The sequence below is a fragment of the Mesorhizobium sp. WSM3862 genome (assembly GCF_002294985.1).
GTDB lineage: Bacteria > Pseudomonadota > Alphaproteobacteria > Rhizobiales > Rhizobiaceae > Mesorhizobium.
Map to the genome: position 1 here is coordinate 670822 of NZ_NSGE01000001.1, position 22517 is coordinate 693338.

General features: G+C 64.7%; 20 protein-coding genes and 1 pseudogene. 8 read left to right on the forward strand and 13 right to left on the reverse strand.

What is annotated here, in order from left to right; translation table 11 throughout:
• The first annotated feature begins 16 nt into the window (after positions 1-16).
• On the forward strand, positions 17-1462 hold the full coding sequence (locus CK224_RS03365) for a PLP-dependent aminotransferase family protein (protein WP_095780767.1): 1446 nt from the start codon (positions 17-19) through the stop codon (positions 1460-1462).
• Here CK224_RS03365 and CK224_RS03370 read toward each other — a convergent pair.
• From CK224_RS03370 to CK224_RS03380, 3 genes are all read right to left on the reverse strand, one after another.
• Positions 1459-1956, reverse strand: coding sequence for a MaoC family dehydratase (locus CK224_RS03370; RefSeq protein WP_066999871.1), 498 nt, complete (start codon positions 1954-1956; stop codon positions 1459-1461). The two genes, CK224_RS03365 and CK224_RS03370, sit on opposite strands and share 4 nt — an antisense overlap.
• Before the next feature lie 188 nt (positions 1957-2144).
• Entirely contained in the window at positions 2145-2573 is a 429-nt protein-coding gene (gene phaP, locus CK224_RS03375; RefSeq protein ID WP_066999869.1) for a TIGR01841 family phasin, read from the reverse strand.
• Positions 2574-2640: 67 nt separating this feature from the next.
• On the reverse strand, positions 2641-3936 hold the full coding sequence (locus CK224_RS03380) for a DUF445 domain-containing protein (RefSeq protein ID WP_095780768.1): 1296 nt from the start codon (positions 3934-3936) through the stop codon (positions 2641-2643).
• A gap of 196 nt (positions 3937-4132) precedes the next feature.
• On the opposite strand from CK224_RS03380, the gene rirA reads away from it, so the two are divergent.
• Positions 4133-4594 carry an iron-responsive transcriptional regulator RirA gene (gene rirA / locus CK224_RS03385; RefSeq protein WP_066999863.1) on the forward strand — a complete coding sequence of 154 codons (462 nt, stop codon included), beginning with the start codon at positions 4133-4135 and terminating at the stop codon, positions 4592-4594.
• Here rirA and CK224_RS03390 read toward each other — a convergent pair.
• From CK224_RS03390 to hemP, 5 genes are read right to left on the reverse strand one after another with little or no spacing between them, the layout of a single operon-like run.
• Positions 4591-5379 carry a heme ABC transporter ATP-binding protein gene (locus CK224_RS03390; RefSeq protein WP_095780769.1) on the reverse strand — a complete coding sequence of 263 codons (789 nt, stop codon included), beginning with the start codon at positions 5377-5379 and terminating at the stop codon, positions 4591-4593. The two genes, rirA and CK224_RS03390, sit on opposite strands and share 4 nt — an antisense overlap.
• A gap of 7 nt (positions 5380-5386) precedes the next feature.
• Positions 5387-6487 carry an iron ABC transporter permease gene (locus CK224_RS03395; protein WP_095780770.1) on the reverse strand — a complete coding sequence of 367 codons (1101 nt, stop codon included), beginning with the start codon at positions 6485-6487 and terminating at the stop codon, positions 5387-5389.
• Between the two features lie 6 nt (positions 6488-6493).
• Positions 6494-7387, reverse strand: coding sequence for a hemin ABC transporter substrate-binding protein (locus CK224_RS03400; protein ID WP_095780771.1), 894 nt, complete (start codon positions 7385-7387; stop codon positions 6494-6496).
• 11 nt (positions 7388-7398) lie between these two features.
• Positions 7399-8460, reverse strand: coding sequence for a hemin-degrading factor (locus tag CK224_RS03405; RefSeq protein ID WP_095780772.1), 1062 nt, complete (start codon positions 8458-8460; stop codon positions 7399-7401).
• A 50-nt stretch (positions 8461-8510) separates the two neighbouring features.
• Complete coding sequence (gene hemP, locus CK224_RS03410; protein ID WP_066999851.1) at positions 8511-8717, reverse strand: hemin uptake protein HemP; 207 nt, start codon at positions 8715-8717, stop codon at positions 8511-8513.
• Between the two features lie 203 nt (positions 8718-8920).
• Between hemP and CK224_RS03415 the strand changes: the two genes are divergently transcribed.
• The 4 genes and pseudogenes from CK224_RS03415 to CK224_RS03430 all read left to right on the forward strand — a co-directional run.
• A complete protein-coding gene (locus CK224_RS03415) occupies positions 8921-11110 on the forward strand; it encodes a TonB-dependent hemoglobin/transferrin/lactoferrin family receptor (RefSeq protein WP_095780773.1) in 2190 nt (729 codons plus the stop codon).
• A gap of 5 nt (positions 11111-11115) precedes the next feature.
• Complete coding sequence (locus CK224_RS03420) at positions 11116-11553, forward strand: hypothetical protein (RefSeq protein WP_067329442.1); 438 nt, start codon at positions 11116-11118, stop codon at positions 11551-11553.
• A 216-nt stretch (positions 11554-11769) separates the two neighbouring features.
• Complete coding sequence (locus CK224_RS03425; protein WP_245425713.1) at positions 11770-12630, forward strand: TonB family protein; 861 nt, start codon at positions 11770-11772, stop codon at positions 12628-12630.
• Positions 12631-12639: 9 nt separating this feature from the next.
• Positions 12640-12762: pseudogene (locus CK224_RS03430) on the forward strand (antibiotic biosynthesis monooxygenase); the annotation flags it as partial.
• A gap of 33 nt (positions 12763-12795) precedes the next feature.
• Here the strand turns inward: CK224_RS03430 and putA are convergent.
• Positions 12796-16404, reverse strand: a complete 3609-nt coding sequence (putA, locus tag CK224_RS03435) for a bifunctional proline dehydrogenase/L-glutamate gamma-semialdehyde dehydrogenase PutA (RefSeq protein WP_095780775.1) — start codon at positions 16402-16404, stop codon at positions 12796-12798.
• Positions 16405-16569: 165 nt separating this feature from the next.
• On the opposite strand from putA, the gene CK224_RS03440 reads away from it, so the two are divergent.
• Positions 16570-17022, forward strand: coding sequence for an Lrp/AsnC ligand binding domain-containing protein (locus CK224_RS03440; RefSeq protein ID WP_095780776.1), 453 nt, complete (start codon positions 16570-16572; stop codon positions 17020-17022).
• A 60-nt stretch (positions 17023-17082) separates the two neighbouring features.
• On the opposite strand, the gene CK224_RS03445 is transcribed toward CK224_RS03440, so the two are convergent.
• Both CK224_RS03445 and CK224_RS03450 read right to left on the reverse strand, forming a co-directional pair.
• Positions 17083-18291, reverse strand: a complete 1209-nt coding sequence (locus tag CK224_RS03445; protein ID WP_095780777.1) for a cytochrome c peroxidase — start codon at positions 18289-18291, stop codon at positions 17083-17085.
• A 7-nt stretch (positions 18292-18298) separates the two neighbouring features.
• Positions 18299-18742: a FixH family protein gene (locus CK224_RS03450; protein ID WP_095780778.1), complete on the reverse strand. Its 444-nt coding sequence runs from the start codon at positions 18740-18742 to the stop codon at positions 18299-18301.
• Positions 18743-18901: 159 nt separating this feature from the next.
• On the opposite strand from CK224_RS03450, the gene CK224_RS03455 reads away from it, so the two are divergent.
• On the forward strand, positions 18902-19822 hold the full coding sequence (locus CK224_RS03455) for a sugar kinase (RefSeq protein ID WP_095778464.1): 921 nt from the start codon (positions 18902-18904) through the stop codon (positions 19820-19822).
• Here the strand turns inward: CK224_RS03455 and CK224_RS03460 are convergent.
• Complete coding sequence (locus CK224_RS03460) at positions 19819-20841, reverse strand: aldose epimerase family protein (RefSeq protein ID WP_095778465.1); 1023 nt, start codon at positions 20839-20841, stop codon at positions 19819-19821. The genes CK224_RS03455 and CK224_RS03460 overlap by 4 nt on opposite strands.
• A 96-nt stretch (positions 20842-20937) precedes the next feature.
• The gene (locus tag CK224_RS03465; protein WP_095778551.1) at positions 20938-22395 is read right to left on the reverse strand and encodes an NAD-dependent succinate-semialdehyde dehydrogenase; all 1458 of its coding nucleotides are present in this window, start codon (positions 22393-22395) and stop codon (positions 20938-20940) included.
• Between the last annotated feature and the right edge of the window lie 122 nt (positions 22396-22517).

The following is a 22517-nucleotide window of genomic DNA, read 5'->3' on the forward strand; positions in this document are numbered from 1 at the left end:
CGACAGGGAAGTACAGATGGACACGCCCGACCCGAAGGCGACGAATGCCGGAACGCTCGTCGAAGCCGTCATGTCGGCAATCCGGCAGCGGATCGCCGCGCGCATCCTGACGCCGGGCGCGCGCTTGCCTTCGATCCGCGCCTTCGCCGGCACGATGCAGGTGTCAAAATCTACGGTGGTCGAGGCCTATGAGCGGCTTGCGGCGGAAGGCACGATCCGCTCGCGGCCGGGCTCCGGCTTCTTTGCCGCCTGCCCGCTTGCGCCGCTGTCGCTGGCCGAGATCGGCCCGCGGCTCGACCGCGCCGTCGACCCGCTCTGGGTCTCGCGGCAAGCACTGGAGGCAGGCGACGATATGCTGAAACCGGGCTGCGGCTGGCTGCCGGCTTCCTGGATGCCTCAGGCCGCGTTGCGGCAAGCACTGCGCGGCGCCGCCCGAGCCGACGATGCGACGCTTGCCGACTACGGCACGCCGCTTGGCCTGCCGGCACTGCGGCAGCTGCTTGCCCGCCGCCTGTCGGCGCACGGCGTCGAGGCTTCGCCGGACCAGATCATGCTCACCGAGTCCGGGACGCAGGCGATCGACCTATTGTGCCGCTTGCTCCTCGAGCCGGGCGATACGGTTCTGGTCGACGATCCCTGCTATTTCAACTTCCATGCGTTGCTGCGCGCGCACCGCGCCAAAGTGGTCGGTGTCGCGATGACACCCTCAGGGCCCGATATCGACCTCTTCGCGCAAGCGCTCGCCGAGCACAAGCCGCGCCTCTACATCACCAATTCCGCGCTTCACAACCCGACCGGCGCGGTGCTCTCGCCGCTTATAGCGCACCGGCTGCTCAAGCTTGCCGATCAATCGGGTCTCGCCATCGTCGAGGATGACATTTTCGCCGATTTCGAGCACACGCCGGCGCCGCGGCTCGCGGCCTTCGATGGCCTCGGCCGCGTCGTCCAGATCGGTTCCTTCTCGAAGACGCTGTCGGCTTCGGTGCGATGCGGCTTCATCGCCGCGCCCCGCGACTGGATGGAACGACTGATTGACCTCAAGATCGCCACGACTTTCGGCGGCGGGAGGCTCTCCTCGGAACTGGTGCTGACTCTGCTGAAGGACGGCAGCTACCGCAAGCATGTCGAGCAGTTGCGCACCCGCCTGTCGCGCGCAATGGCCGAAACAGCCGGCAGGCTGAAAGCAATGGACGTTATGCCCTGGATCGATCAGGGGGCCGGTATGTTCCTGTGGTGCCGCCTGCCCGACGCCATCGACGCCGCCGATGTCGCCCGCCATGCGCTGGCGGATAATGTCGTGCTGGCGCCCGGCAACGCCTTCAGCCTGTCGCACTCCGCCGGCCGCTTCATGCGTTTCAACGTCGCCCAATGCGCCGATGAGCGCAACTTCAGAGTGCTTGAAAGGGCAATGGCCGCGTCCCGCCGCAAAGGCGCGTCGCAGCCCGGCAGCGGCAGAGCTTAGGCGCCTGCCCGCTTGCGGCGCTCATACATCATCACCAGCGTCTCGGCAGTCAGCGCCGGCTTCTGCTCGCCCTCGATCTCGACGGTATTCGCGGCCTTCATCAGATATTGGCCGGGGCCTCGGTCTTCCATGGTGAGCAGCGTCGTGCGCAGCCGGATACGTGCGCCGGACTTCACCGGCGCCAGGAAGCGCACTTTGTCGAAGCCATAGTTGAAGGCGGCTTGCGTGTTTTCCGGCACGATGCCCATTTCCAGCGCCAGCGCGCCGATGATCGACAGCGTCAGATAGCCATGCGCGATCGTAGTGCGGAACGGGCTCTGCCGCTTCGCGCGCTCCGGATCGACATGTATCCACTGGTGGTCGCCCGTGCATTGGGCGAACTGGTCGATGCGCTGCTGGTCGACCGTCGTCCAGTCCGACACGCCGATCTCCTGGCCGGCCATTGTCCGCAACTGTTCAAAGGTCGGCGGCGTCCTCGGCCGATTTTCCGTCATTCCTGCTTTCCTGCTGGCTTCTGCCAATCTCCCGACCATGAACCGGCGGCTCCTGTCAATTCGCGGCGCCTCGATTTCACCCTCAGAGTTGACGGTTTTACGGCAAGCCGCGAACGCGCAGCCGCACGCGCCGATTGCTCAGCCGCCTGAACCCGATCCGGAAAACCCGAATAGGCGTCCTGGATTGCTCACTTCCCGTCGTAGCCGGCCCGGATTTCCGCCATCGCGTCCTTGATCCTGTCGCGCAGGATTTCGACCGATTCGGTGCCGGATTTCCGAACCAGGTCGGCGACCTCGCCGGCATTCTTCAGCGTTGTCTCGAAGGATTTCCTGGCGAAATCCACCTGCTTCGTCATCAACTCCTGCGGATTGCCCGGAGGCTGGTAGTTGCGTGCCATCCGGGTAATTTCGCCGAGCGCCTCCTGCACCATTTCGTGCTGTCTCGACAGAATGGATGACGCGCCGGCGGCGCTTGCCCGGGCCGACTTCTCCAGAGCCTCGAGATTCCTGCGGTGGTGATCGAGGATCGCCTGGATGTCGACCTTCGGCAGCTTCAAGTCGCGGCCGAACCTGCTGAAGATGTCCAGAAAAGAGTCGGATTCCGGTTGTCTTGCCATGTCGTCGCCTCCCGATCTGCCGCTCTTACAGCGCCCACTAGGGAGAATAGTGCGCGCCCGGTCCGCGTCAATTGAGGAGAAGCAGCCGCTCCGCCGTATAGAGTGCCAAGCCGGCCAGACCGCCGATCACCATGCCGTTGAAGCGGATATACTGCAGGTCCTTGCCGATATTGATCTCGATCAGCCGCGTCAGCTGGGCCAGATCCCAGCGCTTGACCTGATCGGCGATGAATTTCGACACGCCGCTCTTCTGGCTTTCGACGAAGGAGGCGAGCGCCACAACAAAACCCTGGTTCATGTCGGCCCTGATCTGGGCATCGTCGGCCAAATGTCGTCCGACCTCGACGAACAGGTTGGCGAGGTGCTCGCGAATCGTCGAATTGGCCGCGTTGGCGTCCTGCTCGATGAACAAGCGCAGGCTTGCCCAAGTGTCGCCGGCGAGAGCCCTGACTTCCGGACGGCCCAGGAAATCGCGCTTCAGCTTTTCGGCGCGCCTTGCATATTGCTTCGAGGTCCTGAGCCGCTCGACGAAGCGAAGTACGAAACGGTCGAACTCGGCGCGCGCCGGATGATCGGGATCGGCCCGCACCTCCTCCAGCAGCAACCCGGCGGAAGCGACAATCTTCTTGAGCAGATAGGCGTCGGCGCGAAACAGGTTGAACAGCGACGGCAGTTCCTCACGGATCTTTTCGCGCATCGTCGCCAGCGCCTTCTCGTCGTTCAGGAAGCGCCCGACCACCCTGGTGAACTCGTCGAACAGTTTCTGGTGGCGCCGGTCGTCGGTGAGCGCCGACAACAGCTCCGCGGCTAAAGGCGCCAGCGGCACCTTTTCGATCTGCTCCAGCAAGCGGCTGGTGACGAAGTCGCGCAGCCCGGACTGCTCCACGGCGGTCAGCGTCTGCGGCACCAGGCGGGCGACGAATCGCGACAGGTCGGCGGCGCGTTCGGCGTCGGCCAACCAGTCGGCGACGAGGGCCGCAAAGTCGACCTCGGCGAGCTTTTCCCGCACGGGCTCCGGCGCAAGGAAATTGGCCTCGATGAACCGGCCGAGATTGTCGGCGATCCGGTGCTGGTTCTCAGGAATGATGGCAGTGTGCGGGATCGGCAGGCCGAGCGGGCGCCTGAACAAAGCCACGACCGCATACCAGTCGGCTAGCCCGCCAATGATCGCCGCCTCGGCGAACGCGGCGACAAAGCCGAGCCACGGATGGGTGACCTCTAACGACTTGGCGAGCGCGAAGACAAGGATGCATAGGCCAAGCGCTGCGGCGGCGACGAACTTGGTCCGCCGCAATGCCGAGAGCTTTGCCTGCGCATCGGCGTCGAATCGAACCGGCGCGAGGGCCTGAGCTGATTGTGACATGGAAAGGCCTTCCCTATTGCACCCGGACTTATCTAGGGCCTGCGCCGGGGAAAAGCTCGCTCAAAGCCCATTGCGGCGCGATGCGGCGGACACGCACAAAAAGTTGACAAGATTATTCAGCTATGTAGCGGTCCAGTCTGGAATTGTTCCAAACTATGGGCCATATTCGGCCCAAGCTCATTTCGCGAGGATCACCATGCGGCTCACGCGCCAGACCAACTATGCGATGCGCATACTGATGTATTGCGCCGCGAACAGCGATCGGCTGAGCCGCATCCCCGAGATCGCCACCGCCTATTCGGTTTCGGAGCTGTTTTTGTTCAAGATCCTGCAGCCGCTGGTCGAGGCCGGCCTGGTCGAGACGGTGCGCGGCCGCAATGGCGGCGTCAGGCTCGGCCGCCCGGCAGAGCAGATCAGCCTGTTCGACGTCGTGCGCGTCACCGAAGAGAGCTTCGCCATGGCCGAGTGCTTCGAGAACGACGCCGCCGAATGCCCGCTGGTCGACAGCTGCGCCTTGAATTCGGCACTGCGCGAAGCGCTCAACGCCTTCTTCGCCGTGCTCTCCCGCTACACGATCGCCGACCTCGTCGCGGCGCGCCCGAATGTGCGCCACCTGCTTGGCATCGACCTCCTGGAGCAGCGCGCCCCGGCCGCCTAAGCTGCCGATTGCGGCAACACGAACGGAACGCTTCCAGCAGGCAGTGCGCCGACCTTGAGCCGGCAGTCGAACACCTTTTCGATCAGCTCGTCATTGAGCACGTCTTGCGGCGAGCCGGCGGCAGCCAGCTGGCCACGAGAGAGCACGAAAATCCGGTCGGCATACATGGCCGTCAGATTGAGGTCGTGCAGGATCGCCACCACGCCGCCGCCGCGCCGGGCGAAATCGCGCGCAATATTCATGATGATGAGTTGGTGCTTGACGTCGAGGCTGGAGACAGGCTCGTCGAGGAAAAGGTAGCGCGGCCTGCCCTCGAGAACCGGCGCCCAGACCTGGCAAAGTACACGGGCAAGCTGGACGCGCTGCTGCTCGCCGCCTGAAAGCTCCTGGTAGAAGCGGCCGGCAAAGCCGTCGAGATCGACACGCGCCAGCGCCCGCTCGGGCAAGCGCGCATCCTCGCCGGGCAGCACCCCGGAACGCCCGCCGATCAGGCCGAGACGAACGATCTCTAGCACCGTGAAGGGAAAGGACAGCGTGGTGGATTGCGGCAGCACGGCGCGATGCGTCGCTGCCTCCACCGGCTTCATGGAAACCAGGTCTCGGCCATTGAGGATGACAGTGCCGGTATAGGAGAGCTCGCCCGTCAGCGCCTTGAGCAGCGTCGTCTTGCCCGAGCCATTGGGCCCGACGATTGCCGTTACCTCGCCCGGCCGCGCCGTGAAATCGACATGCGACACGATGCGCCTGGAGCCGATCGCTACGGAGATGTCCCGGGCTTCGATCATCGGCTGCTCACAGATCAATGACGCCGCGCTCGCGCAGCAGGATCCACAGGAAGAACGGCGCGCCGGCCACTGCCGTGACGATGCCGATCGGCAGTTCGGCGGGCGCGACGACGGTACGGGCGACCGCGTCGGCAAGCAGAAGCAGCGAGGCGCCGAGCAAGGCCGAGGCCGGCAGTAGGTAGCGGTTATCCGGACCGATCGCGAGGCGCAACAGATGCGGCACGACGATGCCGATGAAGCCGATGCCTCCGCTGACGGCGACCGACGCACCGACCGCCGCCGACACGCCGACGATGGCCGTATATTTCAGCCGCTGGACCGGAATGCCGAGATGGCCGGCGGTCGCCTCGCCGAGCGCCAGCGCATCGAGGCCGCGCGACAGGAACGGCATCGTCGCCAGTGCCAGCAAGATCACCGGTCCGACCGTGCCGATTTTCGGCCAAGTGGCGCCGCCAAGCGAGCCGAGTTGCCAGAAGGTGAGGTCGCGCAATTGCCTGTCGTCGGCCACGAAGACCAGTATGCCGGTGAGCGCCATGGCAAGGGCGGCGATCGCCAGGCCGGCGAGCAGCATCGTGGCGACTGACGTCCGGCCGTGGCGCGTCGCAATGGCATAGAGCAGCAGCGTCACCGCCAGGCCGCCGAGGAAGGCTGCCAGCGGCAGGGCGAGCGTGCCAAGGGCGAGCGTGACAGGCGCAAGCCAGGTTGTGCCGAGCACGATGATTGCCACCGCGCCAAGGCTCGAGCCGGCCGAGACGCCGATCAGGCCGGGATCGGCGAGCGGGTTGCGGAACAGTCCTTGCATCACCGCGCCGGAGACGGCGAGCGCGGCGCCGATCAGCACGCCGAGCAGCACGCGCGGCATGCGGATGTCATAGACGATCAGCCGGTCGCGCGCGGCGAGCGCCGTATCGGCCGGCACGCCTCCGGTCAGCCAGTCGCGGATGACGCGAACGGCGGACGCGTCCGAAGCGCCCGAGGTCAGCGACAGGAATATGGACAGCGCAAGCGCGACAGACAAAAGCAGGATGACGATCCTTGCCCGCGCCGAGCGGTCGCCATCGGATGCCCTCACCCTGCCCGCCGGCCCCGCAATCGACTGTTCGGCCATCACCGCTCAGTCCGTGACCTGATTGCCGTAAAGCGAGACGGCGAGGTCGTGGATGGCCGCGGCCGTGCGCGGCCCGAAGCCCAGCAGGTAGCCGCCATCCATGCTGATCAGCTTGCGAGCAGCTCCCGCGGGCGTCGAGGTGATCGATGGATTGGCCAACAGCTCATCTTCCGAGATCGGCGGACCGGCGTTTTTCATGGTCAGGATCACATCCGGCCTTGCAGTGACGATCGCCTCGTCGGACATCTGCTTGTAGCCCGAAAAACCCTCGACCGCGTTGACGGCGCCGGCAAGCTTGATGATACCGTCTCCGGCCGTATCGCTGCCCGCGGCCAGGATCTTGCCGCCCTGGATCGACAGCACGAACAGGACGCGCTTGCGCTCCTTGATCGCGGCCGTCTGCTTTTCGGCCGACTTCAGCTTCGCGTCCGTCTCCGCAGCGAGCTTCTCCGCCTTGGCCTCGACCCCCAGCGCCCTCCCGACGGTGCGGATCTTTACGAGGATGCCTTCATGGCTGTAGCGCTCCGGCACCTCGATAAAGGGCACGCTCGATTTCCTCAGCACGTCGACGGTTTCCTTCGGGCCGCTGCCATGCAAAGCGAGAATCCCCGACGGATTGACCGAAAGAACGCCCTCCGGCGACAGCGCGCGCATATAGCCCACATCGGGCAATTTCTGCGCGGCTTGCGGAAAGGAGCTGGTCGAATCACGGGCGACGAGATGACTTTCCTCGCCGAGCGCATAGACGATCTCGGTGATCGAGCCGCCGATGGAGGCAATCCGCGAGGTGTCCGAGAAGACGGCCCTACCTTCATCGGCTCCGGCAGGCAGAGCGGCGGCGGCAAGCAGAACGCCGATCAGCGGCGCAAGCGCAGAGCGGAAACGGTGAACGACACGCATCGAGTCTCGCCTCATGCAGCGGTCGGGCTGGGGATGCGGGGCAGGTTCTCGGCCAGGAAGCGCCAGTCTTCGCGCTCGCCCTCGCCTTCATGGCGCTTGCCGAAGAACTGGATGATCATGCCCCCCTTGGCGTCATAAGCCTCGAGCGACGTGACATGGCCATCCTTGGTCGGCTTGCGTACCGCCCAGACTTCATGGATGTGATCGGTCCTCAGATGCAGGTGGAAGGTCTCGTCGAGCACGTTGATCCACGGCCCCATCGGCTTGACCGACTTGATCGGGCCGGAATGGATCTGGATGCAGCCGCGGTTGCCGACGAAGCACATGATCGGCATCTCGCCTTCGGCCGCGTGGTGAAACATGGCGCTGACGGCATCATTGTCGAGCAGCCATGCATAGTCCTGGCCGACCATGCGCACCGCCTCAGGGCGGCTGAGCTTCAGCGTCTTCAGCATGCCGAAGAACTGATGCACGTCGGTCATCCGGCTCCAGCGGTCGCGGAGGTCGTCGATGCTGGCTACCGAGGCTTGCACCTCCACTTCGCCTTCCGGCGCGCTTGAGGCGATTGCGATCGTCGGCTCCTGGTTCGACGATTCAAGGCTCGCCACCAGCTTCTGGTAAGCATAGAGGTTCGAGGCCGCCCGCAGATGCACCTTGTGAACGGCCTCGCCGGCCGCATCGAAGAACTGCAGGCTGCGGCGGATCTCGCCCCCGTCGCGTTTCTCGACGGCAAAGCCATGTGCCCACACTTTCGGGAAGATGCGCAGGTCGATGTTCTCGCCGAGCACCATGGCGTTGTGATTGCCGGTGACGACCTTGTCGTAGACGCCGATCTTTTCGTGCACGGCGCTTTCGTTGCGGGTCAGCGCCATCACTTCGCCGACCGCTTCGAGGCCGCTCAGCAAGTCATTGACGCGCGGCTCGACGCGCACGGCGCCATGGCCGCAATGTGCCGCGACCAGCTCTGCTTCCGAAATGCCGAGTGGGGCCGCCAAATCGCGCTCGCGCATCTTCGGATTGTTTTCCCGCGAACCCCGGATCTCGTCCGGCGACGGCTTCACGCGTTGGTCCATATCGTTCACCTGCCCACTTTTTGTCTGCCCTGTTCGTCTACCGATCGTGCTTACTTGTTGAGGATCAGCTTGCCCTGGCGGGTGATCTTCAGACGGTAGAGAGCACCATGATGTTCGATGCCGATCTCATGCTCGCCCTGGAACAGCGCGTTGCTGGAGAGCGTGCGCACTGACATCGCCACGCGGTCAAAACGCGCGGGCACGTCGTCGGAGCGGCGGCCGCGGTAGCGAAAGTCGCTTGGGTTATGGCTGTTCATCTCATTCGGTCCCTTTTTCCTGTGCCGGCCACCGGGCCGGTCGCCTCGTCAAATGCCGATTAAATTCTTGACTCGATTTCTCATGTTTACTAGTCGTGCATTACCGGACTAAATGAGTCAACATTTAAGACGCCGGACGCGATCAAAAATGCGAGCGAGCCCCGCGCCAGCCAGCATCGAGCCTGAGAATCTGGAGTTGGGGCATGGGGTTGGTGAATTGGGGACGGCCGACAGATCGGCCGATGGCGAAGGAAATGGCGGCCTTGCTGGCTGGCGCGGCGGCAATCGCGCTCTGTATGCCGGCGGCCAAAGCGCAACAGGCCACCCAGCCGGCGGCTGACCAGCAGAGCGACCAGACAAAGAAGGCTGACCAGAAAAGTGCAGGCGACTCGACGCTGCTCGACAAGATCCTCGTCATTAGCCGCACCGGCGAGACGGCGATCCAGTCGCTGGCCTCGGCCAGCCATGTCGACAAGGAACAGCTTGAGCGCCGCATGGCGACGACGCCGAACGAGATGCTGCTTGGCGTGCCGGGAGTTGCAGTGCAGGCCGACGCGCGACGCGTCAGCTCCAGCATCAACATCCGCGGCCTGCAGGATTTCGGCCGCGTGGCGGTGATCGTCGACGGCGCCAGGCAGGATTTCCAGCGCTCCGACCACGGCACGCAGTCCACCTTCTATGTCGATCCCGAGCTCATCAAATCGGTCGACGTGATCCGCGGCCCGGTCGCCAACACCTATGGCTCCGGCGCCATCGGCGGAGTGGTCTTCTTCGAAACCAAGGACGTCGGAGATTTCCTCAAGCCGGAAGAGACCTGGGCCGGATCGCTGACCGGTCGCTATGAAACGAATGGCAAGGGCTGGACCACCAGCGCTAGCGGCGCCTATCGCTTCAACGAGAACTGGGACGTTCTCGGCAACATCGTCTACCGCGACTACGGCGACTACAAGAACGGTGGCGGCGACACCGTTGCCGGCACCGGCTTCGACGTGCTGAGCGGCCTGCTCAAGACCACCATTCGCCCGACCGAGAACAGCGAGTTGAAGCTCGGCTGGGTCGGCTCGAAGGACGGGTGGACGGAGACCAGTGGCGGCGTTCCGGCCAACGATGTCGACCTGAAATCGAATACCTTCACCGCCCGCTACAACATCACCGACGATGCCAAAAGCTGGCTCGATCTCCACATCAACGCCTCTTACAACAAGACGCTTCTCGATCTGACGACGCTCTTCCCGCAGAACCGTTTCGATCCGACGACCGGCCTGCCCGTGGTGCTGCCCGCCGGGTCGCTCTCGACTTTCGATGTCGGGACGACCGGCATCGACATATGGAACACGTCGCGATTCGAGACCGCCGGCATTGCGCATGAGTTGACTTACGGCGGTGACTGGGTCGGCGACGACGTCGAAACCGGGGGCACAGCCGGCGGCGACAGCTTCTACACGCCGTCAGGTAAGCGCAACGTCTCCGGCGCCTATGTCCAGGACAAGCTGACCTGGGAATGGCTGGAGGTCATCACCGGCCTGCGCTACGACAGGTACAGCCTGAAGGAATCCGAGCACGAGACATCAGGCGACCGGCTGTCGCCGCGCATCACCGTCGGCGTATCGCCCTTCGAAAGCGCTGACCTCGCCGGCCTGCAGTTTTACGGCACCTATGCGGAAGGCTACCGCTCACCCTCGCTGACGGAGACGCTGATCAGCGGTAACCATCCGGCCGGCGTCACCTTCCCCTTCCTGCCCAATCCAAATCTCAAGCCTGAGACCGGCAAGACCGTCGAGTTCGGCGTCAACTACAAGCAGAACGACATTTTCGAAGGCGGCGACGCTCTGCGGCTCAAGGCCGCCTATTTCAACAACAATGTCGAAGACTATATCGACGGCGTCACGCTGTCGGCCTTCGACCCGATCAGCGGCTGCCCGTTCGGCCCCGGCATCCCGATCTGCTTCCAGTACCAGAACTTCGCCAAGGCCAAGATCAACGGTTTTGAACTGGAAAGCGTCTATGACGCCGGCTGGGGCTATGCGGGCTTCTCGGCCTCGATCATCAACGGCCACACCATCTCGTATGAGGGCGAGCGGGCCGACCTTGCCACCATTCCCTCCTCGCAGGTGACGGCGCAGCTCGGACTTCGCTTCCTCGAGGACAGGCTCACCGTCGGCGGTGAAGTGCAATATAACGGCAAGCCCAAGGGCAATCCGGTGGCCAAGGACTATACGCTGGTCAATGCCTTTGCCAGTTACCAGGCGACCGACAACCTCAAGCTCGACGTCCGCGCCGACAATCTGTTCGATGTCAAATACACCAATCCGCTCAACGCAAGCACGACTGCCGTCCTCTATGAACCGGGCGTCACGCTGAAGCTTGCGGCAACCATGCGCTTTGGAGGCTGAGAACCATGAACTTGACGACATCGCTCCGTCTCTTGACCTCGGCGCTGGCGATGTCGCTCGGCCCGGTGCCGGCGCGCGGCCAGTCCGCGCCAGCGCCGGCCCTTAATCTCGAACTCAACGCCGTGCAGCCTTCGGACAAGGGCTGCCGGCTGACCTTCGTCGTCAACAACGCGCTCGGCGCCGACCTGTCGAAGTCCGCTTTCGAAATCGCGCTGTTCAATGAGTCCGGCGTTGTCGACCGCCTCACCGTGCTCGATTTCAAGGACCTGCCGGTCGGCAAGACGAAAGTCACGCGCTTCGATCTCGCGGGCGCCGACTGCGGCAAGCTCGGCCGCGTGCTGATCAACAGCGCGACGGAATGCGCTGGAACCGGCGTCGAGCCGACGGCCTGCATGCGCGACCTGAAGACCTCGACTAAAACCGCCATCGCCTTCGGCGTATAGAGGTGGGGATTGCATCCGGCCCGCCAGGAGACGCCATGGCGTGGGCCATGGGCGGCAACCGATCTTGATTTGACAATTTCTTATCGCGTACAGCAGGTCTCGGCGCGAGACATGCAGGACATCAATCACTCCTCCGATGCAGGCAGCGAACCGGCGATCACGCCGGCCGAGCCGCTCATGCAGCCGCGGCACTCGGCCGGGCATCGCAAATGGCCGGTGGCGATCATCGCTTCCGGCCTGCTCCATGGCGCTGCGGCGGCCGCGTTCCTGCTCGCGCCTGCCGGGATATTCGACTCCATGGACGCGATTCGGGCCGAGGGCGCAGATCAGTCCGGCGCCAACGTCACCGGCAGCGCCCTGGACGACCAGTCGTCCGGCGCCGTGGATGTCACCTTGGTGCCCGATCTGCAGCCGGTGAAACGCCAGGCCGCGCAGCCCGCACCGCCGGTCGAAGCGCAGGAACCAGCAAGCGAACCCTCGACGCCTCAGCTTCCGCCGCAAGCCGTCAAGGAAGCCGCTTCCGCGCCGGATATCGTGGCGGCCACCAGCCCACGCCAGGATGACCAGACTGTCCCCGACGACAGCAAACCTACGCCCGCGACCGAACTGCAAAGCGCTGAAGCGCCCCTTGCCGAGCCTCAACAGCCACCGGTCCCCAGTGCGACATCGAGCGCCCCAGCCCCATCGGCAGCGGCAGACCAGACCAATGCAACCGGCGGCACGGCGGATGGCGATACACGCGACGCGCCTGTTGCCGCCAGCAAGGGCAAGAAACAGGCCGCTGCCGGCAATGCCCTGGAATCCCACTACAGCGGTGAAATCCAGAAGAAACTTGCGCGCGCCAACCGTCGCGTTTCGAAATCGATCCAGGCCAAGGCTCGCAACAACGCCAGGGTGGTTTTCGTCGTCGCGGCCGACGGCAGCGTCAGCGACCTGCAGCTCACTGAAAGTTCAGGGTCCGCCGAGCTCGATCAGTTCGCTTTGACGCTGGTGCGCAAGCAAGCCCCGTTCCCTCCCATTCCACCCGAGACCGGCAAATCAAGTTGGGTGTTCAAGGCGCGGATCGGCCCTTTTTAAAGCCTCCGCGATTTCATCGCCTGGACGAAGTCGGAGAACTTCCGCGCCGCCCATCGCAACGCCGGCACCGCCAAGGTGCATTATCTTGGCCACCCCGAGTTCGAAGGGTTTTTGGTCGTCGAGGGCGCCTGACCGCCGCTAACGCGGCGGCCTTCCCGCACCTGATTAGGCTGCCGCGAGCAGGCTGGCATTGCCGCCGGCCGCCGTCGTGTCAACGCAGACCGCGCGCTCATGCGCATAAGCCGCCGGATTAAGCACTTCGCCGACCAGCGGCACGATCGGCCCGGCGCGCTCGGCAACCACCTTGCGCACGATGCGCGCCGCTTCCGGCGTGCCGGAGAAGGCAACGACGTCGACGCGCAGCGAGCGTGCCTCGACCGGGTCCGGCCGGCCGTCGATCGCCGCCAGCGGCAGGCCCTTGCCGGTCAGCGCCGACAGCGCCGCCGGCGCGCCTGGCGCCACTGCCAGAACGGCATTGCCGGCGGCTAAAGCCTGGATTGTCTGCGCAAGCAGCGTCTCGGCATCCGGCCCGAGGCAGAGCACCCGTCCGCGCGGCGCCAGCGACAGCGTGTTGGCCTCGCCGGTCGGGCCCGGCAGGTCGACCTGCCCGAAATCGAGGCTCGCTGCGGCGGCGATGGCCGCAGCCCCCTTGCCGCGCAGATGTTTTCTCAGAATCGCCACGCGATCTGGTCGCGTCGACCAGCCGCCAAGCGTCGGGTCCGGCAGATTGTCGGCGAGTTCCGTCGCCGTCACCTTGTGACCGTCGCCGACTTCCGTGCCGGCTTGGGGGCCCTTGCGGAAGCGGCGCAGATAATGCGGCCCGCCGGCCTTCGGCCCGGTGCCGGACAGACCCTCGCCGCCGAAGGGCTGCGAGCCGACGACGGCGCCGATCTGGTTTCGGTTGACATAGATGTTGCCGGCATGGATGCCGTCGACGAAATGCTGGACGCGGCCCTCGATGCGGGTGTGCAGGCCGAAGGTCAGGCCGTAGCCCTTGCGGTTGATGCCGGCAATCACCGCGTCGACGTCGTCGGCGTCGAAGGTGGCGACATGCAGCACCGGACCGAACACTTCGCGCTCCATCTCCTCGATGCCTTTGACCCGAAAGACATGCGGCGCGACGAAGCGGCCGGCAGCCGGCGCTTCGAGCTTGGCGATGAGGCGCCCCTCCAGCCCCTTTTTCTTGCAGTAGTCGCCGATCGAGGCCTGCGCCTCATCGTCGATGACCGGGCCGACATCGGTCGAGATCAGCCACGGATCGCCGACATTGAGGGCCTCCATCGCGCCCTTCAGCATGGCCAGCATCTTCTTCTCGACATCCTTCTGCACGTAGAGCACGCGCAGCGCCGAGCAGCGCTGCCCGGCGCTCTGGAAGGCGGAGGCGAGGATGTCGCGCACCGCCTGCTCGGGAAGCGCCGTGGAATCGACGATCATGGCGTTCAGCCCACCCGTCTCGGCAATCAGCATGGCATCGGGCGCCGCCGTTTCGGCCAGCTGTTTTTCGATCAGCTTGGCGACCTCGGTCGAGCCGGTAAAGCAGACACCTGCGATGCGCGGGTTGGCGGTGAGCGGCGCTCCGACCGACGCACCGTCACCCGGCAGGAGCTGGATGATATCCTCCGGCACGCCGGCCTCGCGCAGCATCTCGACGGCGCGGAAGGCGATCAGCGGCGTCTGCTCGGCGGGCTTGGCGATCACTGAATTGCCGGTGACGAGCGCCGCCGCGATCTGGCCGGTGAAGATGGCCAGCGGGAAATTCCACGGCGAGATGCAGACGATCGCGCCACGGGCTTCAGTGCCCGCTTCGGCATTCGCCGCCTCGGCCGCATAGTAACGCAGGAAATCGACCGCCTCGCGCACTTCGGCGACGCCGTCGGCCAACGACTTGCCGGCCTCTCGAGTGGCCAAAGCGAAGAACTCGGCGGCATTGGCCTCGTAGAGGTCGGCGGCGCGGTTGAGGATCGCGGCGCGCTCGGCAACCGGGCGTTTTGCCCAGGCCGGCTGCGCCTCCACAGCGATGCGAACGGCCGTCGCGACCTGCTTGGCCGCCGCCTCATGCACGGTGCCGACGACCTCATCGGGCTTGGCCGGGTTGACGATCTGGCGCGGCTTGCCGTAGCCGGCGGCGCGCGTGATCGGCTTGGCATGCCAGCGATCCGCTCCCGCGAATTCCGCCCGCGCCCTGTCGATGGCTGCAAGAGTCACCGCATCACTGATGTCGAACCCTTTTGAATTGCGCCGGTGGGCGCCGAAGATCGCGGCGGGCCGCGCGATCGCCGGATTGGCGGCGGGGCCTTGTTTCTCTACAGCTTCCAGCGGGTCGCGGGCGATTTCTTCCGGCTCGACCTCCTCGTCAGTCAACTGGTGGACGAAAGAGGAGTTGGCGCCGTTTTCCAAGAGCCGCCGCACCAGATAGGCGAGCAGGTCGGAATGCGCACCGACCGGCGCGTAGATGCGGCAGCGCGTCCTTTCGGCCTTGCGCACCGTCTTGTGCAGCGATTCGCCCATGCCGTGCAGACGCTGGAATTCGAAGGAGTCGCGATCCTTCGCCATCGACAGGATGGCAGCCACCGTGTGCGCGTTGTGGGTGGCGAATTGCGGGTAGATGCGGTCGGTCATCGACAGCAGTTTTCGCGCGCAGGCCACATACGAGACGTCGGTGTTGGTCTTGCGGGTGAAGACCGGATAGCCGGCAAGCCCAAGCGTCTGTGCCCGCTTGATCTCGGTGTCCCAATAGGCGCCCTTCACCAGCCGCACCATGATCTTGCGGTCGTATTTTTTGGCAAGCGCATAGAGCCAGTCGATGACGAATGCCGCGCGCGGGCCATAGGCCTGGACGACGACGCCGAAACCATCCCAGCCGGCAAGCTCCGGTTCGGCGAGCACGCGTTCGATGACGTCGAGCGACAGATCGAGCCGGTCGGCCTCTTCGGCATCGATGTTGAGGCCCATGCGCGAATGCCGCGCGGCAAGCGCCAGCGACAACAGCCGCTCGGCCATTACCGGCAGCATCTTCTCCTTCTGCGCCACCTCATACCGCGGATGCAGTGCCGAAAGCTTGACCGAAATGCCGTGGTTGTAGCGAATGTCCGGGCCATTGGACCCCGCGTCGAGCGAGGAAATCGCATCCGCATAGGCGCGGTGATAGCGCAGCGCATCAGCCTCGGTGCGGGCCGCCTCACCCAGCATGTCGAAGGAATAGAGATAGCCCTTCTGCGTCATCGGACGGCCGCGCTTGACCGCTTCGGCGATGGTGCGGCCGAGCACGAACTGCTCGCCCATTTCGCGCATCGCCGCCGCCACGGCCTTGCGGATGACCGGCTCGCCGAGCCTGCGCACCATGGCGCGCAGCGTGCCTTCGATACCGCCCTCGCCTTCATCGAGCACGCGGCCGGTCAGCATCAGCGCCCAGGTCGAGGCGTTGACGAAAATGGAACTCGAGCTGCCCGAATGCGCCGACCAGTCATGCGGCGCGATCTTGTCGGCGATGAGATCGTCCATCGTCTCGGCATCGGGAACGCGCAGCAGCGCCTCGGCGAGACACATCAGCGCCACGCCTTCCTTGGTCGACAGGCCATAGGCCGAAAGAAAAACCTCCATCAGCCGAGGGTCGGTCGAGCCGCGCACCGCGCGCACCAGATCGGCCGCACGCGCCGAGATCGCCTTGCGCTCTTCCGCCGAAAGCCCGGCAGCCGCGGACAGTCGCTTCACCGCCTCGTCTTCGTCGGGCAAATAGTTGGCGCGGATATCCTGGCGGATGGCATCGAGCGGCATGTCGGATCCATGAGAGCAAGCGTTAGCGAGCGGGTCTGGCGGTCGCCGGACCGATTGGCGCAAGCTAGCACAGCTGGGAGCCCAGGTCGGTCCAAAGAAATCGACAAGATAGTCCATTCGAGCTATCGTAGCGGCTCAACTCCTGTCATTTTGTCCATAAGATCGATGAGCGAAGACCAATTGGACCGCATTGACCGCAACATCCTGGCCGCGCTCGGGCGCGACGGCCGGCTTTCAATGTCCGAGCTGGCTTTGAAGGTCGGGCTGTCGAAGACCCCGGTGCAGGCCCGTGTGAAGCGTCTTGAGAAGGAGGGCTACATCAGAGGCTATCGCGCGATCATCGACCGGGAGCGCATGGGCGAAGGCCATGTCGCCTTCGTCCAGGTGAAGCTGTCGGATACGCGCTCGGCGGCGCTCGACGCGTTCAACCGCGCGGTGCACGGCGTGCCGGAGATCGAGCAGTGCCATATGATGGCGTCGAGCTTCGACTATCTCCTGAAGGTCCGCACCACCGATATCGCCGCCTACCGCCGCGTGCTCGGCGAGCGCATTTCGGCCCTTCCCCACGTGGCGCAGACTTCGACCTTCGTGGCGATGGAAACGGTGAAGGATCGCTAGCGCAATTCCAGGAAAGGTGCGCAGCCGTTTTCCGTCCGGGAATCGCGCAAAATTAAGACTCTACTCCGACAGAGTCTTCAGGAACGCCACCAGAGCCGCGCGCTCGCGATCGGAAAGCTCGAGCGGGTGGATCTCCGAAACGCCTTCAACGCTGGGCGCCGCTTTCGAATAATGCGCCACCACCTCGTCGAGGGTCGAGAACTGCCCGGCATGCATGTAGGGCGCACGCGTAGCTGCCCCCCTGAGCGACGGCGTCTTGTAGGCGCGCACGAGTTGCTGCCCGTCCTTCACCATGAAGCGCAATTCGCGGCAGGCGCTTTCATCGCCGTCGCGGAACTTGCCGAAGCAGTTGAACGGGTCCGCCTGCACTTGAGCCACGGCATCGACCCGGCCGCGGTCGGGCGGCAGATCCTTGACCGGCGGCACGCCGGTGTTGTGGAACGAATTGTCGGTGAAGCGCGGCCCGTTATGGCAGGTCACGCAATTGGCCTTGCCGATGAACAGCTTCAGCCCGAGGATCTCTTCCGGCGAGAAGGCAGCATCGCCTTGCGGCTTGGTGCCGGTCGCGAGGTCGATCGCGAAGCGGTCGAAACGCGTCTGCCCAGGTTCGATCGAGCGCTCGAAGGCCGCGATTGCCTTGCCGATATTGGCAAAGACGCGGTTGACGTCTTCGGCCTGCCTGGCGGGCATGGCGTTCCATGCCGCCTTTTCGGCCTCGGTGCCGAGCGGGCTGGCATTGGCCGGCACGGTGGAAAGATCGGGCAGCGGCCCGAAAATGCGCTCATAGCGCTCGCCGAACCGCTCCTTGATGTAATGCGCGAAGGCCGCGCGGTTGCCGGCCTGCTCCAGCGGGTTTTCGAGCGGCGTCAGCGCTTGCGCCCACAAACTGTCGCGGCGTCCGTCCCAGAAGAACCAAGGATCGCGCGCCACGCCGGCCAGCGGCATGGTTCGGCGATTGGTGTGGCCGACGCCGACCGCCCGCGGCAGGTCGTCCTGGAACTGACGGTCGATCTTGTGGCAGGTCGAGCAGGACACGGTGCCGCCGCGGCTCATGCCGACATCGAAGAACAGCGTCGATCCGAGCGCTGCAGCGGCCGGCACATCGGCATACTGGTTCGTCGTGTCCGCTTTGAGCGCCGGCAGCGTGTTCAACGCCAGCGAGGCGATGGTGTTCTTCTCGGCGTCGCTGAACTCGGGTTCGTCGCAACCGCCAAGCAAAGCGAGCGCGACCAGAGCGGACAGGCTTGCGAGGCGGAGAAGACGCTTCATCGGCCGCTCACAACAGAATGTTGAAGACGACTGAATCGGAACCCGCCGCCGCCGAGATCGCGAAGCGCAATTGCCACCAGCCGCTCATGGTGAATTTCACGCCGTCGATGCGGTAGCGTCCCGCCCCCATATAGTCGGTCGCCTGCGGGCTGGTCGGCAGGCCGTGATTGTGCTGCGGCATGCCGCCGGAAACGGTGATCGCGGCCCCCTCCACCGGAGCGCCGGCGGAGGTCTTCAGTGTCAGCAGCCAGGATTGCAGCTCGCCCTGCCGGATGACGCCGCGCTCCGGCTCGAAGCTCGCAACGAACAGGCCGCTCGCCGTCTTTTTCGAACGCGACGTATCGGGGCCCGGTGCCGAATGCGGCGCCGTCAGGTAGACGACAGTCAGAATGCCGACCAGCAGGGCAGCAAGACCGAGACCCGCAAGAATGTAACGCCATATCGATGCCAAACCGGCTCCTCTTCGGCTGATAACGTCACGGGCTGCGCGCAGCATCCCTCCCGCCTGTAGGAAATCGCTTCGCTTCTGGCGCAAAAATCGGCCTGCGCCAAGCATGGCGCTGCCGGCTGCAAAAAGCTACAGCACCAAAGCTTTAGGAGGACAAGTCATATGGAAGCCAATGGTGTCGCGTCGATCGGCGAATGCATGCTCGAACTGTCGGGCCAGGCAGGACCGAACTGGCGTATGGGCTTTGCCGGCGACACCTTCAATACGCTATGGGCGCTGCATGCGCTCAGCCCCGGCCGGCCCGCGACCTATGTCTCGGCCTTCGGCGACGACCCTTTTTCCCGCGATCAGATCGCGTTCTTAGCCCAGAACGGCATCGGTATCGGCAGCAGCCCGGTCATTGCCGGCGCAAGACCGGGCCTTTACGCCATCACGCTCACTGGAGCCGAGCGCGCCTTCACTTACTGGCGAAGCGATGCTGCCGCGCGCCAGCTTGCCTCCGATGCAGCGGCACTGGCGAAAAGTCTTGAAAACCAAGCGCTTGTCTATTTTTCCGGAATCACTTTGGCAATTCTGGATGATGCCGCGCGCAAAACCCTGCTTTCGGCCGTCGCGACAGCACGCGCGGCGGGTTCGCTGGTCGCCTTTGACCCGAATTACCGTCCCAGGCTGTGGCCGAGCCGTGAAACCGCGCAGGCTGCGATCTTGGAAGCGCTCGCCGTCGCGGATATCGCATTGCCCACTTTTCCGGATGAGCAGATGCTGTTTGGCGATGAGGCGCCGGAAACAACTGCCAGGCGTCTCGGAGGAGTGGTCGGCGAGGTTGTCGTCAAGAACGGCGAGCAGCCGGCATTGATTGCCGTGGACGGCGCCTCGGAAACAATCGAGGCAGTGCATGTCGCCTCGCCTGTCGATACTACCGGCGCCGGCGATTCCTTCAACGGCGGCTATCTCGCCGCCCGGCTTGCCGGTCACGCCCCAGTCGACGCGGTTCGGCGCGCGCATCGGGTGGCTGCGGCCGTCGTACAGGTGCGCGGCGCGCTCGCGCCGTTCGAGATTCTAAGAACAGCCTTTGGGATCTAGCTAGGGAGCCGGAACCTGTATTCCGTCACCTGATGGTAGATCTGGCCCGGCCAAAGCGTGGCCTGTGGGAAATAGGGCCGGTTCGGCGCGTCGGGCCAGGTCTGAGCTTCGAGGCAAAAGCCTGAAAAGGCTTTGTAGCCGCGCCCGTCCAGCCCAGGGGAGGACGGCGCGACATACTGGCCGATATAGAGCTGCAGGCCGGGCTCGGTGGTCCAGACTTCCATTTCGACGCCGGAACTGGCGCCCTGCACCCAGGCTGCCTGGTGCAGCGGTCCACGGCTGGAGGCGAGGCAGTAATTCAGATCGTAGGGAAGCTGCTCGCCTTCCGATTCCATGCGCAGCGGCCGCGCCTGGCGGAAGTCATAGGGCGTGCCGTCGACGGGCTTCACCGCGCCGGTCGGGATCATCTCTGCGTCGACGGGCGTATAAGCGCCGGCATTGAGCATCAGCCGGTGGTCGAGAATGTCGCCCGCGCCCCCGTCGTCGAGATTGAAGTAGGAGTGCTGCGCAAGATTACAGAGCGTCGGCTCCTCGCATGTGGCGGTCAGTTCCATGCTGAGCGTGCCGGGGATCTTCAGCCGGTAGGTGCAGGTGACGTCCAGCGCGCCTGGAAAGCCCATCGTGCCATCGGGATCGTGCAGTGTCAGCGTCACGAAATCGCGCCCGTGCAGCGAGACCGACCATGGCCGGTGGAAATAGCCCTCCGAGCCGCCATGCAGCGTGTGTTTCCCTAGAAAATTGCGCTCGGTCTGGTAGCGCTTGCCGGCGATGGTGAAGCGGCCGTCGCGAATGCGATTGGCGAAGCGGCCGACGACGGCGCCGAAATAGGCGCGGTCGGTCTCATAGGGCTCGAACTGGTCGTAGCCCATCACCAGCGGCGCATCATGGCCGGCGAGCCGCAGATCCTGGATGATCGCGCCAAGCCCGATGATGTTGGCCGTGAGACCACCGCCACGGATGGTGAAGCGGCGAACGGCCTCGCCCGCCTGCGTCGTGCCGAAGACCTCGCCGTCCTTCATCGCTGTGCCCGAAAACGTCAGTTCATTGATCTGTGGACTACGCCGGCCGTCTCCGGCAAGGGCAGGCCTGATGCCTGCCCCACCAGTCGAGCGGTGTCAGAGGCCGAGGCCGCCGATGCAGACATATTTGGTGTCGAGATAGTCCTCGATGCCCTGATGTCCGCCTTCCTTGCCGAGGCCCGATTCCTTGACGCCGCCGAACGGCGCCTCGGGCGTGGTGATCAGGCCTTCATTGACGCCGACCATGCCGTATTTCAGCCCTTCCATGACGCGGAAGGCGCGGCCGAGATCGCCGGTGTAGAAATAGCAGGCGAGGCCGAACTCGGTGTCGTTGGCCAATGCGATCGCTTCTTCCTCGGTCTCGAACTTGAACACCGGGGCGACCGGCCCGAAGATCTCTTCCTTCATGAAGCGCATCTTGGGCGTGGCGTCGGCGATGACCGTCGGCTGGAAGAACGAGCCGCCGAGCGCATGGCGATTGCCGCCGGCAACGACCTTGCCGCCCTTCGAGGTGGCATCGGCGATCAGTTCCTCGACCTTCTCGACCGCTTTCTCGTCGATCAGCGGCCCCTGCTGCACGCCTTCTTCCAGGCCGGAGCCGACCTTCAGACTGTTGCTGGCAGCGGCCAGCTTCTCGACGAACTTGTCATAGATACCCGCCTGGACGAGGAAGCGGTTGGTGCAGACGCAGGTCTGGCCGGAATTGCGGTACTTCGCGGTGATGGCGCCGGTGACGGCGCGATCGATGTCGGCATCGTCGAAGACCAGGAACGGAGCATTGCCGCCGAGTTCCATTGACACTTTCTTGACCGTCGTCGACGACTTCTGAATCAGGATCTTGCCGACCTCGGTCGAGCCGGTGAAGGTGATCTTCTTGACCAGCGGGTTGGCGCAGATCTCGTCGCCGATCTCGCCGGCCGAACCGGTCAGGATGTTGATGACGCCCTTGGGGAAGCCGACCTCTTCGGCGAGCGCGCCCCAGGCGAGGCCCGAATAAGGCGTCTGCGAGGCCGGTTTGACCACGGCCGTGCAGCCCGCGGCCAGCGCCGGTCCGAGCTTGCGGGCGAGCATCGAGGACGGGAAGTTCCACGGCGTGATGGCGGCAATGACGCCGACCGGCTCCTTCGTCACCAGGATGCGGCGGTCGCCCCAGGGCGACGGCACGATGTCGCCATAGGTGCGGCGGCCTTCCTCGGCGAACCACAGGATATAGCTCGCGGCCGAGCCGATCTCGCCCTTGGATTCGAACAGCGACTTGCCCTGCTCGATGGTGAGCAACTCGGCCAGCACGTCCTGATTGTCCATCATTGCGTCGTGCAGCTTGCGCAGAAGCTTCGAGCGCTCGAGCGCGGTGGTCTTGCGCCAGCTCTTGAATGCTTCATCGGCGGCCTCGATGGCGCGGCGGGTTTCGGCCTTGCCGGCCTTCGGCACGGTGCCGATCTTCAGGCCGGTCGCCGGATTGTTGACGTCGATGGTCTGCCCGCTGTCGGCCTGCACCCATTCGCCGTTGATGAGATTGGCCTGGCGCATGAAATGACTGGTTTTCTGAAGCATGGTCTGGCCTCCGTTTCGGCGCGCTGATCGGCCGTTTTTCTGGATATTCGGGGGCGTGCAAGGCTGCACGCCGGCGCATTGCTCTTACCTAGGGAAAGCCCGGCAAGCAATCACAAGATGGC